9 protein-coding genes are annotated in these 16666 nt (G+C 49.9%); 7 read left to right on the forward strand and 2 right to left on the reverse strand.

The genetic code is table 11. The annotated features are described in order from the left end of the window. Positions 1 to 338 precede the first annotated feature (338 nt). The 3 genes from LZD49_RS02820 (at position 339) to LZD49_RS02830 (ending at position 2682) form a co-directional block, all read left to right on the forward strand. Positions 339 to 539: a hypothetical protein gene (locus LZD49_RS02820; RefSeq protein WP_234665796.1), complete on the forward strand. Its 201-nt coding sequence runs from the start codon at positions 339 to 341 to the stop codon at positions 537 to 539. A gap of 13 nt (positions 540 to 552) precedes the next feature. After that, entirely contained in the window at positions 553 to 780 is a 228-nt protein-coding gene (locus LZD49_RS02825) for a hypothetical protein (RefSeq protein WP_234665797.1), read from the forward strand. Between the two features lie 486 nt (positions 781 to 1266). Next, positions 1267 to 2682, forward strand: a complete 1416-nt coding sequence (locus LZD49_RS02830) for an AraC family transcriptional regulator (protein ID WP_234665798.1) — start codon at positions 1267 to 1269, stop codon at positions 2680 to 2682. Between the two features lie 78 nt (positions 2683 to 2760). Here LZD49_RS02830 and LZD49_RS02835 read toward each other — a convergent pair whose 3' ends face one another. Continuing rightward, a complete protein-coding gene (locus LZD49_RS02835; protein WP_234665799.1) occupies positions 2761 to 6729 on the reverse strand; it encodes a hybrid sensor histidine kinase/response regulator transcription factor in 3969 nt (1322 codons plus the stop codon). A 235-nt stretch (positions 6730 to 6964) separates the two neighbouring features. On the opposite strand from LZD49_RS02835, the gene LZD49_RS02840 reads away from it, so the two are divergent. From LZD49_RS02840 to LZD49_RS02850, 3 genes are all read left to right on the forward strand, one after another. Then, positions 6965 to 9973: a SusC/RagA family TonB-linked outer membrane protein gene (locus LZD49_RS02840; protein ID WP_234665800.1), complete on the forward strand. Its 3009-nt coding sequence runs from the start codon at positions 6965 to 6967 to the stop codon at positions 9971 to 9973. Positions 9974 to 9987: 14 nt separating this feature from the next. Next, entirely contained in the window at positions 9988 to 11727 is a 1740-nt protein-coding gene (locus tag LZD49_RS02845) for a RagB/SusD family nutrient uptake outer membrane protein (protein WP_234665801.1), read from the forward strand. Positions 11728 to 11960: 233 nt separating this feature from the next. Then, positions 11961 to 13859, forward strand: a complete 1899-nt coding sequence (locus tag LZD49_RS02850; protein ID WP_234665802.1) for a tetratricopeptide repeat-containing sensor histidine kinase — start codon at positions 11961 to 11963, stop codon at positions 13857 to 13859. Positions 13860 to 13864: 5 nt separating this feature from the next. Here the strand turns inward: LZD49_RS02850 and bla are convergent, their stop codons facing one another. Next, a complete protein-coding gene (bla, locus tag LZD49_RS02855) occupies positions 13865 to 14749 on the reverse strand; it encodes a subclass B3 metallo-beta-lactamase (protein ID WP_234665803.1) in 885 nt (294 codons plus the stop codon). A 370-nt stretch (positions 14750 to 15119) separates the two neighbouring features. On the opposite strand from bla, the gene LZD49_RS02860 reads away from it, so the two are divergent. Beyond that, positions 15120 to 16589, forward strand: coding sequence for a PhoX family protein (locus LZD49_RS02860; protein WP_234665804.1), 1470 nt, complete (start codon positions 15120 to 15122; stop codon positions 16587 to 16589). Positions 16590 to 16666 lie beyond the last annotated feature (77 nt).

Here is a 16666-nt window from a genome sequence, read left to right on the forward strand (position 1 = left end):
TGTTTAACCGTTTAAGCCAATAGCGTTTACGTAAACGCAAAGCTTTTGTTTAGGTCGAAGTGATTTTTATTCTCCGACGTCACCGCAACCGTGGGCGGCTGCAATGGTCCGTTGGCTGGAATAAGCGAAACGAACGCACTTCGCAAACAGTCGCCGTCAATACATGTTGCATATGCGACAATATTCTGTAAAAATGATTTTAAATAAAATAGTATATGGTTAAAAACTATATTGACATTAATTATATATCGAATAAGTAATTATTTTCAGAATAAAAGTTTGTTTTGATTAATTTTAATGATAGATTTGTTTCAATGAACCTTTAACCCAATAGATATATGAACAAAAACCTGACTAATGCGAGCAACCGGAAGGAAAATGGCCGGTCGCTTACCGACCTTCGAAGGACACTGAATCAGGAAACCAAAGCGCTTGTCAGGGATCTGACATACTGGTTTCTGCATTGGGTGCATCATCCCTACGAGCACGCGATCGCCGCTTTCTTAACATTAATAATCAGCAACCAAAATTTTAGCTAAACCAGGAAATCACATGTCAGCAACAGCATCCGGCGGGGGAGATCACAACTCACCGCCCAACAACAAAAAACGGAGCTTCCTGCGTAAACTTCTGACAAAGTTTATTTTGGAAGCCAAAAGGGCAGCTTACAGATTACTTATAGACTTGGTGGTGTGGTTGAGAAATGTAGTGAAGATTTTAACACCCAGTGTGAGTGCCATACTCTTCATAACAGCTTATAACTATTTCCTCCACAACTAATCCTGACGTAACAATGTGTACAGTAAGTGAACACTTAACCTGCTACTCCAATGTTTTATCAATTCCTAAAATTCGCAGCAGCTGCCCTCCGTTGGGCATCAAAGTACCTCCCAGGTGATACCCAACCTATGGTGATACTGGTAAAGTTCTTCGCTCTTCTTCAAATAAGCTCGTTTGCGTACACGATGTCTGTAATGGCACGTCTACTCGAAAATTGGAGCTTGGAAGTTGTCTGAATGATCCAATACTTTAAACATTAAATTCATCCGAAAAATAATAGCTATATAATGATGACACCAATTGCTATTTTCATTGCTGGACCGATAAGTTGCGGTAATATTCTCAAAGCCTGGTTGTAAAACCGGGCTTTTTTTATTCGTGCGGTTTGCATTGCTATGAAGTTACAATACTTGCCCTACTGCTTTGTTTTGAAAGCACGATTACCTTTATTCGTCTATTCATAAGCCCAGCATTCAAATACCCGTCATGATAGCAGAAACCCAACAGACCAGTTCCGCCGGACTGATAACCATCGCTGTTTTGCCTTTCGTAAACCCGAATAATGATCCGGAAGAAGAGTTTTTCAGCGATGGCGTCACCGACGACATTATCAATCTGCTGAGCCGGGTACGCGGGTTACAGGTTGCAGGGAGGATTTCTTCTTTCACATTTAAAGGAACCGACCCTACGCCACAATTCGCCGGTGAGCGGTTGCATGTGAGCTACATCCTGCGCGGTACGTTACAAACCTGGGGGGATAAACTTCGCCTTGCCACGGAGCTGGTTGAAGTGGCAGACGGGCGTGTAATCTGGACCGGGCAGTACGACCGGGACCTGGATGATATTTTCGATGTTCAGGAGGAGGTCGCGTTGGCCATTATCAATGCGGTCAGGGCCCAGTTGTTGGGCGAACAACCGGCCACGACCTTTAAAAGATATACCCATAACAACGAGGCGTATCAGCTTTATCTACGGGGGCTGTTTTACCATAACAAATTTGGCGGTGCCGACGAATACCATAAGGCAATTGCCTACTTCGAGTCGGCCATCGAACTTGACCCGGCTTATGCCATCGCTTATGCAGGTATTGCGTCATGCTATCTGAATATGTGGTTTTACAGACATCTTCCGGCCGAAACCGCACTTCCGTTCGTGAAGCAGTTTACCGAACGTGCCCTGGACCTGGATAGTGAGATCGCCGAAAGTTACCTCGCGCTGGCCCGTATGCAGATGCTGTACGAGTGGGATTTTAAAAGTGCCGCCCGGTCTTTTGAAAAGGCGCTGGCGCTTAACTGGAATACTGCCGACCTGCACTGTCAATATGGGCTCTTCCTGGCATTTACCGGTGATACTGCCAAAGCACGGGAGGAAACGGCCCTCGCATTGTCGCTTGAACCATTTTCCCTTATCAATAACTTTTATGCGGCCTATGTGTACTGGGTTGCCGGGGATTTTGAAAATGCGGTTGCGCAGGGAAGAAAGCTGGTTGAGTTACAACCTGCCTTCTGGGGCGGGCATATGATCATCGGTTTAAACCTGATTACTTTGAAAGACTTTCCGGAAGCGCAGGATACCCTGGAGGCTGCTTTGGAAATCAATTATAATGGCATTACACTCAGCGCCTGCGGCGTGTTGTTCGGACTTTCCGGTGAAATTGAAAGCGCGAAGGACATTATCACGCAAATGAATACACTACACAAAACACAGGTCGTTTCCAACTACGACATGGGTGTTGTCCACGCCTCGATCGGAGAAGCAGATGTTGCTGTCGAATATTTTCAAAAAGCCATCGACCGCCACGAACCGCCGATGCTGTTTTTCAAATACATTGTCCGGGACTGGCTTTCCGGTGAGCGGTATGACGAACGTTACAAGGCTTACGCCGGCCTGACCGGCGCCTGAGAGCCCCGGATAACAGGCCTTTCCGAAAAACATTCAGACTTATTCAGATGATGCGCAAATGATTGCTAATCAGAGTAATTACAACGCATTTACATAACCCGATGGGCTCACGCCAAACTGTTTTTGAAAATCCCTCGAGAAATTGGTAGGAACGCTGTATCCGACCATATCTGCCACTTCATTGATCTTATAGTTCTTTTCAGCCAGTAATTCCGCTGCTTTTTTTAGGCGTGAAAGGTTAATGAGCTCATTAGGCGTCATGTCCGAAATACCCTTGATCTTGCGGTAGAGGGTAGGGCGGCTCATGTTCATTTCGGAGGAAAGCATGTCCACATCCAGGTCGCTGTCGGCGATGTGGGTAGTGATAATGGTATTGAGTTGTTCCAAAAAATCTTTGTCGGCGCGCGAAAATGCGATACCCTTGATGTGTGTCAGCGGCGAGCGCGCGAAATAGTCCTTGATAATGTCGCGGTTGTGGAGCAGGTTGGAGATCTGCGCCGACAAATGGTCCAGCGAGAAAGGCTTTTCGATGTAGGCATCCGCACCCACTTCGAGTCCTTCGATCCTGGATCCGACGGAATTTTTGGCCGTCAGCAAAATGATCGGTATGTGGCTGAAACGGACGTCATTTTTCATCTCGCGGCACAATGCGATACCATCCATCACCGGCATCATGATGTCGCTGATCACCAGGTGCATGTTTTCTTCCTGCAACAAATCAATTGCCTGCCGTCCGTCGCCTGCCCGGAAAATGTTGTAGCTCAGGCTCAGTTCGCGGCCGAGGTAACCCAGGATTTCGGTATTGTCTTCCACAAGCAACACATTGGGCTTGTTCGGGTTGGCAGAGGTTCGCGCATTATTGAGGTCTTCGGCCTGGGGCGGATCCTTGTCATTTTCCTTGTTCAGGTCTAATTCGTAATCCTGATGGATCGGAATGGAAAGCAAAAAAGTATTCTGATCCAGGTCCGAACGTTTCAGTTCGAGCGTGCCTTTGTGCAGCTCGGCGAGCGAACGTGCGAGGGGCAGGCCAATGCCCGTGCCCTGTTCTTTGCTATTGCCCTCGGCCCGGTAAAATGGCTCGAAAATACGTTCGCGGTCGTGGTATTCGATCAGCGGGCCGTCGTTGGTGAATTCGATGTGGAACAGCAGGTCGTCGCTGTTGAAGGGCGAAAGCTTTATTTTAACGCTGCTTTCGGCATATTTGATCGCATTGTTGACCAGGTTACTGACAATCTTTTTGCAGGCTTCTTCGTCCACGAACGCCTGTAAGGTAATGCGCGGCAGTTCGAGTTTGTATTGCAACTGCTTTTGCTCGGCAGCGGGCCTGAATGTCCCGAACACATCGCTCAGCAGATCGTTAACGTCGGTTTTTGTAAAATTTAAACTATAATTATTGGCCTCAGCCTTTCGGAAATCGAGGAGCTGGTTGGTAAGGTCTATCAGGCGGGAGGTGTTTTTGTCAATCATATTCAAACTCTCAATCATTTCAGGATCAGACTTTTTATTCACCAACAGCTTGTCGAGCGGCATCTTGATCAGCGTCAGGGGCGTCCGGATTTCGTGCGCTACATTGGTGAAAAAGTCGATCTTGGCATTATAAATTTCCCGCTCTTTCCCCCTTTCGATGGTCTCGATCTGCCGCCGGTTCTTCTCATGCAGGGCGAGGAAATAGTAACGAAAAATCACTACAATTATACTCACAATCAAGGCCACATAAAAGAGATAAGCCCAGCCCGTGGCCCAGAACGCCGGCAGGATGGTAATCCGTAGCCTGGTTTCACGGTTACTCCAAAGTCCGTCGTTATTTGCGCCTCTGATTTTCAGGGTATAGTCGCCGGGCGGAAGTTTGGAAAAATGGATGCTCCTGCTACCGTGGAACGGCACCCATTCTTTGGAAAGGCCTTCGAGCTGGTATTGATAGCTGTTCTGGTCGGGAATGACATAACTGAGCACCGCCACGTCGAAGCTGAGACTGGAACTATGGTAAGGAAGCGTCAGTTCGTCGGCATAAATAATAGATTGTTGCAAAGGCGCATCCTTTTGCCGAATGTCCAGATCACGGTTATTGACCTGTAAGCGGGTAATGTAAACCGGCGGTACGAAGTTGTTGCGAAGCAACGCGGCAGGTTTGAAACCGACCATCCCCGCCACGGTACCGAAGTACAGGGTGCCGTCCGAATCTTTGTACGAAGAATTATAATTGAATTGATCGGTAGGAAGGCCGTTGCCCATGTGGAAGTTCGTGAAACGGTCGGTACGGCCATCGAGCTTCGCAAGCCCGCGCGAGGTCGATATCCAGAAATTGCCCGCGTCGTCTTCGAGTATACGGAACACCTGGTTATCGGGCAGGCCGTCGGTGATCCGGTAATTTCTGAACTTGCCTGTTTCAGGATTGTAGCGCGATAGCCCGTGCTCGGTACATAGCCAGATACTTTTGTCGGAGCTCTGGTAAAGGCTGTTTACATAGTTATCGAGCAGACCGTTGGGTTGGTTTGCCTGGTATGTCAAATGGCCTTGTTTTAATGTGGCCGGATTGAAAAACGACACACCGCGCCCGTAGCTCGCCACCCAGATCGTCCCGGCGGCATCTTCATGAATGCTCTGGACCTGCGCATTGAAAAACGGGATCCTCGTGAAATCGTTGGTAGCGCGGTTGTATTTGCAAAGGCCCATCCAGGTGCCCGCAAGAATGTCGCCGGAGCGCGTTTTGTACAGGGTAACAATGAAATTGCTGCTCAGTGAACGCGGGTCAGCAGATGCATTGTAATGCCTGATTACGCGCCCGGTGCGCAGGTCGAGCACATCGAGTCCGTGTTCGTAGGTGCCCACCCACAATTCATTGCCGTCGGCCACCATGCCGTGCAGATTGTGGTAGGAAATGCTTCCGGGGCGCCCGTCGGGTAGGAATGTTTTGAACTGGCCAGTCTGTATATCCAGCCGGTTCAGGCCTGCGTCTTCGGTCCCGATCCACAGTTGGCCGTGCTGATCCTTAGTGATTTCGTGAACAATGCTGCCGCCAATGCTGTTGCCGGGTTTCGGGAAAAACTTCCGGAAGTTGTTGAACTGCCCCGAATAGTAATTGATACCGCCGAATTGTGTTGTAATCCAAATGCCGCCTTCGCGGTCGCGCAGGATGGAGTTGACGATGTTGTCGGTAATGGAATACCGGTTGAACTGCTCCCGGACGATATGCTGCGAATGGCCCGAGATAAGGTCGAGAATGTACAGCCCTGACTCGGTGCCGAGCCAGAACTCCCGGTCGCTCTTCTGGAAAATAGTGTGCACCTGCACGTCCTCGCCTGGCATACCGGCTGCTGTAAGATTGCGGGCCTGCTTTTTGGCGAAGTTCAGGAGCAAAACCTTTTTCATAGTACCAACAAGCAATGCCGAATCGCCGACGGCCTGCAATGTCATGGAGCCGTAAATGCCTTTCACTCCCGACAATGCGCCCACATCAAAAACCTCGAAACGGCCGCTGTTTTGCTGATAATGCCTCACAACGCCGTTGTTGCAAGCCACCCACACATCCCCTGCCTGAGACACGTGGAGGGAAACGGGCTGGTCGCCACCCAGGTCTATTTGCGCCACACGACCGGTGCGGAGGTGATATCGGTACAAACGGAGGTCGGATATGATCCATATATTTCCGTTGCGGTCACCACGGATTTCGAGCACTTCTCCTGGCGGAATGAGCCTGAATGCATCGAAGCGGTCTTTGACAGGGTCGTACCGGTACACGCCCTTGTGGGTACCCACCCAGAGCTTTTCGGACACATCTTCGTATAATGCAAAAATGGAATTGCTGCCAATACTCAGTGAATCGCCTGCCATGCTCTGGAAAATCCGAAAGTTGTGGCCGTCGAAACGGTTGAGGCCATTACGGCTTGCAAACCACATAAAGCCCTTTTTATCCTGCACCATTTTGCCCACAGCATTGCCCGAAAGGCCGTCGGCAACCTGATAATTACGGAAGTAGAAAGGGTTTTCCTGAGCATGCGCCCCCGTGAGGACAAGGAGCAAAAGCAGGAAAGAAAAGAATGTTCTCACCAATTTAATCTTCAATAAAGGCCGCTACACGGCACAACTGCTGCATAAAGATATCCCACCAAAATCATAGTTAAATCATAAAAATTTCCAGTGAGACATTTTGATTCAAAATTGAGACAAAACGATCACCCGGTTATCTCCTAAACCCTGAACTTCGCAGTGTTCTTAATTAATCCAATATTTTAAAAAAATAGTAACAACCCTGCGTGGCAAACCTAATTAATTTTTGATGAAAATGAATTTATACAAATCGACCGGCCGGGACAAGCGGCCCCGACCGGCGCGCATTCTCCTGACCCAGGTAACATCCTGGCTTGCCTGTCTGCTGCTGGTCCTGTCGACCTGGCAGGCGCACGCGCAGACAACCGAGATCACCGGAAAAATTACCGATTCGCAAGGTGTGTTACCGGGTGTATCGATTCTTGAAAAAGGTACCAATACCGGAACCGTTTCCGAAACCGACGGCACATTTAAGTTGCAAGTCAGCAGCCCAACGGCGACGCTCGCCATTTCCAATGTCGGGTATGTGAGCCAGGAAATCAGTGTCGCTGGCAAAACATCCTTAGAAATTATCCTCGTTGAAGACCATAAGACCTTGAACGAGGTGGTCGTGATCGGTTATGGCTCTCTGAACAAAAAGGAGGTTTCCAGTGCAATTACGCACCTTTCTGCGAAAGATTTGCTCCGTACCGGTGGTAACAACCCACTGATGGCGATCCAGGGGAAAGTGGCGGGCTTGTCGGTAACCAACACGGCTGCGGCCGATCCGAACTCATCGCCGAGCATTCAGTTGCGGGGCGCTTCATCGCGTAGCGCGGGATTGGGGCCATTGTTTGTGATCAACGGGGTACCGGGCGGTAATATCGACAACATCAACCAGAACGAGATCGAGTCGATCGACGTCCTCAAAGGAGGTGCCGCATCGGCCATTTATGGTACACGCGGCAGCAACGGGGTGATCGTGATCACGACGAAAAAAGGCTCTGCTGAATCGCGTATATTCTATGACGGGTATGCGACATTCGACTTTCCGACCAACCAGCTCGAAGTACTTTCCAAAGACGACTTTCTCGCCCACAAGCGCGGTGTAGACTTTGGCGGCAATACCAACTGGCTGAAAGAGGTAGCGCGTAACCCTTCGTTCTCGCACAAGCATACCCTGCAATTCTCAGGTGGTAATGGTAAAACCAACTATTTCACTTCGCTCGATTACCGCGATGCGAATGGTATTGACCTGCGTTCGGCCAAAAAGGAATATGGCGGACGGATCAATATCAACCACAAATCGGCCAACAATCTGGTCGAACTGGCTTTCACTGCTGCGCCTCGTTATACCAAAACAAGCGATGCCGATTACAGCGGTTTCAACTACGCACTGACCCTGAACCCAACGCTCTCCGTACGCGACTCAACCGGCAAGTATGCCTATCTGACCTCCGGATTTTTCGCCAACAACCCGGTTGAAGTCGCGAAGAGCGTAAAGTCGGACAGAGAGTATAAGCTACTGGATATGAATGGTTCGGCGAAGATTAACATTCTGGAAAACCTGAATACCGTTGTGACCATTGGTGAAGTGAATTCGTCGATGAGAAAGTACCTGTTCTCTCCATCGACCCTGACGACCATCGTGAACGGAAGCAAACGGAATACGGGAGAGCAGGTTCTGGAAGAAAATGATCAGAAGAGCTTTGAATGGATCGGTAACTATTACCTGGACCTGAATAAGCATTCGGTTAAACTACTTGGCGGGTACTCATTCCAGTATTTCACGTCGTCGGGTTTCAATGCGAAGAATGAGAATTTCCCTTCCAATATATTGACTTACAATAACCTTGGAAGTGGTTTGTGGAACTTGCAGCAGGGGATCAACAACGTGGGCTCCTACAAAAACTCGTCCAAACTGATTGCCTTCTTCGGCCGGTTGAACTACGATTTCGACCAGAAATATTACCTGTCGGCCAGCTTGCGCCGTGAAGGTTCTTCGAAATTCGGTTATTCCAACAAATGGGGTTACTTCCCGGCGGCTTCCGTGGCATGGCGCGCCACGCAGGAGAAGTTCCTGAAAGACATTCCCTGGTTGAATGAACTGAAAATCCGTGCGGATTATGGCGAAACGGGCAACCAGGATTTTGGTAACTATCTCTCGCTCGATACTTACGGCGGCTATGGTTACTATTTATATAATGGCGTCAACTATCAGGTGTGGGGGCCAAACCAGAATACCAACTACGACCTGCGCTGGGAAAAAGCGGCCAACTTCAATGCCGGTATCGACTTTGAATTGTTCGGTAGTAAATTGTCCGGTAGTTTGAACTACTACATCCGCACCAACCGCGATCTGCTGGGTAACTACAATGTTTCCAACCCACCAAATATCCAGGGCCAGACGTTCGCCAACGTGGGTACAATGCGTAACACCGGTGTCGAATTGCAGTTGAATGCATCCGTGCTTCATAAAGGCGCTTTCAGCTATGACCTTGGTTTTACAGGCGCTTATAACAATAATAAGTTCGTTTCTTTCTCGAATGCGCTTTTCAAAGGCCAGAAATACGTGGATGTGGTAGGCATGCCTGCACCGGGTAGCCCGGGCACGTTACAGCGTTTGCAGGAAAATACCCGGATCGGAAGTTTCTATGCATTGAAATCGGCAGGGGTGGACGATACCGGCGCCTTGCTGGTGTATAACAAAAAGGGTGAAGTAATCCCCGGTAACCAGGCGACCAACGACGACAAGCAGTTTGTAGGCAACGGTCTGCCGAAGTTTACAATGGGTCTTTCCAATAATTTCAAATACAAAAATTGGGACCTGAGCGTGTTCCTGCGCGGCTCGTTCGGCTACAAGCTGTTCAACACCTATGCGTTTTACCTGGGTACGCCCGCGGCACAAGAGAATGCCAACGTGCTGACCTCGGCTTACGACGGCGGCAAGTATTCGAAACTGACCAATCCGGCTACCTATTCGACGCTGTCGGATTATTTCCTTGAACAAGGCGGATTCCTGAAGATCGACAACGTGACGCTGAGCTACACGCAGCCGGTAAATACCAAGTTCCTGCAATCGGTGCGCATTTACGCAACGAGTCGTAACCTGGCCACTTTCACAAAGTTCACCGGTGGCGACCCTGATCTGATCGGTGTGAATGGCCTGTACCCGGGTGTCAACAAAAATGGCGATAACAATGGCACGTTGGATTACTACCCGTCGACTACCCAGCTGCTGTTGGGCGTCCAGCTTACCTTCTAATATTTGAAATACCAATGAAAAGCAATCACATATCCAAAAATATTGGCCGCCTGGCAGGCCGCTTAGGCGCCGGAATGCTGCTGATGGCGACAGCTGGCTGTACCAACCTCGACGAGGTACTTTACGACCGCATTTCCTCCGAAAACTTCCTTCAAACCCGCGAGGACGTTACCCGCGACTTCCTGCGCGCCTTCGAGCACAGCTATTGGAGCATTCAGGGCGGAAGCACATTCATGTTGCAGGAAAACAGCTCCGACGAGATCATGACCCCCAACCGCCAGGGCGACTGGTTCGACGGCGGACAGTTCCAGCGCGTGCATTACCACACCTGGACACCCAACGACGGCTACACGGCCGATCCTTGGAATGCATTGTACGGTGGCGTTACGCTGGCGACCAACTCGCTGGAAGATTTGCAGAGCATCAAAGATCCATCGAAGTTTGAGATGACCCAGGCCGAACTCGATGGCATGATCGCAGAGTTAAGGACTTTGCGCGCATGGCTGAACCTGCGCCTGCTCGATTTCTATCGCAACATCGTGATCGTGACCAAGGTGAAAGGTGAAACCAGCGGCGGGCCGCAGGTAACGCCACAGGAAGCATTCGCATTCATTGAGCAGGAATTGAAAGAGTCACTTCCGAAGCTGCCAACGATCCAGAGCCTGGGCGAAAACGCGGTCGGCCGCTGGACGCAAGGCGGGGCTGCGTCGCTGCTCGTTCGGCTTTATCTGAATGCCAAAGTATACACCGGTACCGACCGTTTTGCAGACTGCGCCACCATTTGCCAGGAAATGATCGATGGTAAATATGGCGCTTACGCCCTCGAATCACGCTGGGACGCACCATTTGATTACAATAATTCCAAATCGAAAGAGACCGTTTTCGGTTTCCCTGGAAGTTTCGGGCTTACGCACTGGCAGTACGATGGCGGAATGTATTTCTGGATGCTGCCTAACCTTGCGCCAAACTATTTCGGATTTACAGATTTCGGTAATGCAAACCCTAAGTATGCCATGCAGCCGGGCCTCGACGTGGATGGTAAGGAATATCCGTTTGCCCTGGGTAAGCCATTTGTGAAATTCCAGAAGTACGCGGATGATGTCCGTTTGAAGAAATACAAAAACCTGGGCAACAGTAAGCGCGAAGGAATGTTCCTGCATGGCTACCTGACATACACGAACGCGGCTGGAAAGCCCGACACTGTTCGTGGTTTCAAGGGCCCGTATGCATTGTACCTCCGCGATCAGGTAGGAAAGTTCCTGGATGCCAAACCGGGTACGCCCATTGCCGACAAAACATCGAACATGAACAATGCGGATAACAATTCGGGTATTTTCCCTGTGAAATATCCGTTCTATCCGAGCGATGATGCGAACAAGATTTCGTCGGCGTACGCGGAGATCCGTTTTGCGGAAATCTATTACTCGCTGGCCGAATGCAAATACCGGGCAGGTAACAAGGCTGCGGCTGCAACATTGCTGAATGCGGTGCGCAAACGTAATTATCCGTCTAACTCCCCAAGCCTTTACAAAGCCGATGGCAGCCAGCTTACCGACCAAGAGATGATTGACGAATGGGGTAGGGAGTTCCTGGTAGAAGGCCGCCGCCGCACCGACATGATACGCTGGGGTGTGTTCAATAAAGGCACCTGGTGGGACAAAACAGCCGATGCTGATAACCATACTGAAATATTCCCCATTGGACAAACTGTGCTGAACTCATCCCCTCAGCTCAAACAAAATCCTGGATATTGATTTCACGATAAATTCTCTATTCCCGTCGACTTAGGATGATCGCAGGGGATTGACGATTGATTGGAAGTTCTTAACTAAAACCGATGACAGACACCGCGGGCGGTCGGATTTTTCCGACCGCTTTGCCGGTGCCGTCCTTTTTCTCCGCCTCAGATATTTTTGCATTTGAGCTGAAAGTTTGTAATATTTATTCGGATACCATTTCGAGATTAATTTTACAACTGCCAGGTTACATGAAGGCGCTGACAATCTGCATTTTACTGTTACTTTCCATTGCATCTCCGCTTTGGGCGCAGGTCGGTAAAATACGAGAATTGCAACAAAGCCTTTCTTCGATCCGGGACAGTACGCAGTATGTTGATGTCATAAACCGGATTTCACTTCTTTTTTATGAGCAGAATGCCGACAGCACGCTTTACTACGCGTTGCAGGCACGGCAGGTAGCATTTCGCCACGATTACGACCAGGGATTGGCAGATGCGACAAACAATTTGGGTGTGGTGTTCGATATCAAAGGCAACATCCAGCTCGCATTGCGGTATTATAATGATGCCTACAACCAGTATGTAACGCTCGGTGACTCGTCTAACATCGTGCAGACGCTCATGAACATTGGCTCCGTTTATAATGTGAGCGGGCGCGACGATAAGGCACAGACAAATTTTGACCGCGCATTGGCGCTTGGCGACCGGATCGAGCATGATTCCATCACAGCGCTGGTGATTTACAATTATATGCTCCTCTATCCGCAGAAGTTTAGCGGTAACCGACGGACCATGTTGATCGACAGAGCATATGGCATAGCAAAAAAATACAGGGACGTTCGCCTTGAACTAGCCATAGACCAGCTCCGCGCCGGAGAGCTGATTGTCGGCGGACAGCGCGTTAAGGGGATGATCATGATGGAAAATACGCTTAATCGTGCGCTCGCACTGGAATTAAATTACCTCAGCATGGATTTGTTGCTAGATCTCGGGGACTATTACCTCGTGGAGGATCGCCAGAAAGCCATTCAATTTTATATTAAAGCATTAGACCTTGCGGAGCAAAAGAACTATCGCATGTACGCCCGGGACGTGTGCAAAAAGTTGTATGACTACTATATGGCCCAGCGGGACAACACAGACGCATTTACATACAGCCAGAAACTCCTCAGATTGTACGAGGAACAAGTCGAGATCGACCGGGTTTCCGGGATCGATTACATTGAATATGCGGTAAAGGACCAGCAACTCATCTCCGAGCGGTTGAAGTCGAAATACAGTGCGCAGATGCTCGCGCTGGCTGTGGCTGTATGCGTGCTTACGCTGTTGGTTATTTTGGTCCTCTGGCGGAACTGGAAACTCAGCAAAAAGACCAACCGTGTCCTCACAATGCAGTTCCGGCAACTGGAATCGACGAGCGATGCATTGGAAAAGAGCAACCAGAACTACGCGAGGCTGATCAAGATGGTGGCGCATGACTTGCGTAACCCTATTGGCGGCATCAACGCATTGTGTTCCTTATTACAGGATGATGATACTTCACCCGAAGAAGCACAACAATATGTGGAATTGATCCGGGAGTCGAGCACGAGTTGCTTGCACATGATCAGTGATCTGCTCCAAACCGATTTTGATTTCAAAGAAACCGAATTACTCAAAAAGCTGGTAGATTTGCCGGTTTTCCTCGACCATGCAATCGCATTGCTAACCTTCCGGGCCGCAGAGAAAAACCAGCGGTTGATCTTGGCCGAATTGTCGCCGATCACGATCAATGCTGATCCCGACAAGCTGCTGCGGGTATTGAATAACCTCATTGTGAATGCGATAAAGTTTAGCCCCGAGGGCGAGACGATTCGCGTCAACGTGTCACCGACCAATAAAGGTGTAACGATTTCGATAGAAGACCACGGCCTGGGTATCCCCGAAGAGGCGATCCCGAAAATTTTCGATCCATTTACAACCTCGAAGCGTGCCGGTACGGCAGGGGAGCAGGCGTTTGGACTGGGGTTATATATTTCTAAACAGATCGTGGAAGCCCACGGTGGTAAAATCTGGCTTGAAACAGAAGAGGGCAGTGGTACGACCTTCCACATTTTCCTGCCCGGAGAGCATGTAGATACATTCTCTCCGGCCCAGGCGGGCATTTGACGCCGTTATTTTTGCTTAACCTTTTCGTCGTAGCTTTTTTTCAAGTCTGCGATAGCCTTATCATAACCGGCCTTGTCAAAAAACGCTTCCGGGCGGTATGGATCGGTCGGTTTGTGTTTTTCGTGGAGGTGAAACTGGCTTGCATGCGACGCCAGCCAGATGTCGAACTGCTCGTTTTTCATGGTTGCCAAAGTTTTCGCATAATCTTTGCCGACTTCGGGGTAACCGGGCATTCCCGAGAGTTTGGTTTCATCCAGAATGCTCGGCATGTTGGCGATCAGTACTTTGTAAGCCCGTTTTTCATCCCTCACCGTAAAGGAAAAGCTGCTAGCGCCGGGGGTGTGGCCGGGATGATGGAGCAATTTCACCTGCATGGTGCCAAGTTTCACAATCTCGCCGTTTTTCAGCAACTGATCGGCCTGAACCGGCTCGAAACTCGTACCGTGCGAACCCAGCGCGTAATCGGAGGCACCGCCGTCGGCCATGGCTTTGGCGTCCTTTTCCTGGATCATCAACTTCGCACCGGTAGCTTGCTTAATGGCTGCCATACCTGCCACATGATCATAATGAGCGTGCGTGGCAAGCAGTATTTTAATGTCCGTGAATTTGAAACCCAATGCTTCCACATGCTTGCGGATAAGCGGTACGGACTCTTCCAGGCCGGTGTTGATCAGGATGTGGCCCCGCGGTGTTGCAATGAGGTAACTGGCCAGGTCATAAGTCCCTACATAGTAAAGGTTCCCGGCAATGCGGAATGGGCGATAGTCCTTGGACCATTCTGCCTGAACAAAAGGCGCTTTCCATGTTTTGTTTTGTGCCTGGGATACAAATGGAGTGATAAGTGCCCCGGCAATGAGCGTTGTTACAAGTTTTTTTCTGAACGTCGGCATACGATTGATGGTAAGATGGCAAATATAGCCGCGGGCGGGCGGCAATGCAACGGTTTGGAGTTTTTGGCGGCCGACTGCCGATTGCGGTACTGTGACGGTGAGGTGTTGACCATGGGCCTTCGGCCTGACCATAGACGATAGACCATGGTACTTTTGTAAAATGCAGTCCCAACGCAGCCATGGTCCATGGTCTATCGTCCATGGTCATTAAGCCCACCGTCCATGATACCGCACCCGGCGGTCTGCGGTCAGCGGTCAACCCGCAGGCACCCTCTTCTTAACAAACTGATAATAAATGCGTAAACTCCGCGAAAAGTGAAAGAGTGTTCTTTGTGTTCCTTATTCACTTAATGTTCAGTTTATGTTCACCATGAAACCTTTACTTTCTTACACCGCGTTGGCCGGCCTTTTCGTGCTCGGCGCGTGCCAGGATCACCGTTCGCCGGAAAGCCCGGAAATTACTCTGCAAAACCGTTCGGTAACACCTGTACTTGCCAAGTTGCTCCCAGGCGCGACCAATGGCCGTGTTTCGGCTGGCAATGTCAAACTGTATTCACTCCTCAGCTCCGACGACCAGCTCGAACAATCGCCTGGCTACGTATTCGGTGGTTCTGCCGATGGTGCAGGCCTTTTCCAAAATCCGGATGGTAACTACTCCATTCTGGTCAACAACGAAGACAACTTTTCCGTGTCCCGCATTACGCTCGACAAAGGTTTCAAGCCGGTAAAAGGTGAGTATGTATTGAATTCGGATGGTGGCACCTGGCGGTTGTGCTCGGCCACGCTGGTAACGCCGATCGAGCATGGTTTCGGACCGGTGTTCCTCACTTCGGGCGAAAGCGGCCAGGAGTCTCGCACACATGCATTGAATGTAGATGCGAATGTGAGCCAGGCCAATATCTCCCGTGAAGTGGCCGGTTTGGGCCGTTGGAGTGCTGAGAATGCTGTTCCGCTTCCTAAAACTGCTTATCCGGGCAAAACAGTGATCGTGATCGGCGATGACGATTCGGATGTGAATGGCGGCCAGGTTGCGATGTATTTGTCCAACACCGTCGGTGACCTCGACAACGGTACCTTGTACATGCTAAAACGCAGTAATGATAACCAGCGTGAAATGGACATGCAACCCGGGTCCATGTATGACGTAGAGTTTGTAAAGATCGATAACCACAAAACACTGACAGGCGCGCAGATCAATGCGAAGGTGAATGATCTGAAAGCGATCAAATTCGGACGTGTGGAAGATGTCGATTACCGCAAAGGTGATGGCGGAAAAGGCCGCGAGGTAGTTTTCGCAGTAACCGGTCAGGACAATAGCGGTCCGAACGCCGACTACTCACGCTCAAAATACGGTCGTGTTTACCGCATGACCCTCGATGCGAACGACCCAACCAAAGGCAAACTGGAAGTGCTGCTCAACGGCGACGACCGCACTGGCATCGCGAAGACATTCCAAAATCCGGATAACGTTTGCGTGACCTATGATTATGTGTACATCATGGAAGATCCGAATGGCTACGGTGACGAGAAGCACGATGGTTATGTATACCAATATAATCTCAACAGCAAGCAATTGACCCCCGTTCTTGAAATCGACCACCGTCGTACTGAGGCTGATGCAGCCAAATACAATGTAGGTGGAACCTCCGCATTCGGTTCATGGGAAAGCAGCGGTATGATCGACGTGTCGGATGTTACCGGTCGTCCGAATACGTTTATGCTCGGCATTCAGCCGCACACATGGCGTGGCGATAAATACAAAGGTGTAGATGGCGGCTCAGTCCGGAAGTCAGAAAACCAGGCCAGCCAGCTGATCCTTATCGAAGGTCTGCCTCGTTAATTATTAGTTTTCCAGACTCCTGGCCAGAACTTTCGGGTCAGGAGTTTTTCCATTTGCATACATACCCACTTGTGCAC

This window comes from Dyadobacter sp. CY261, assembly GCF_021440085.1.
Lineage (GTDB): Bacteria > Bacteroidota > Bacteroidia > Cytophagales > Spirosomataceae > Dyadobacter.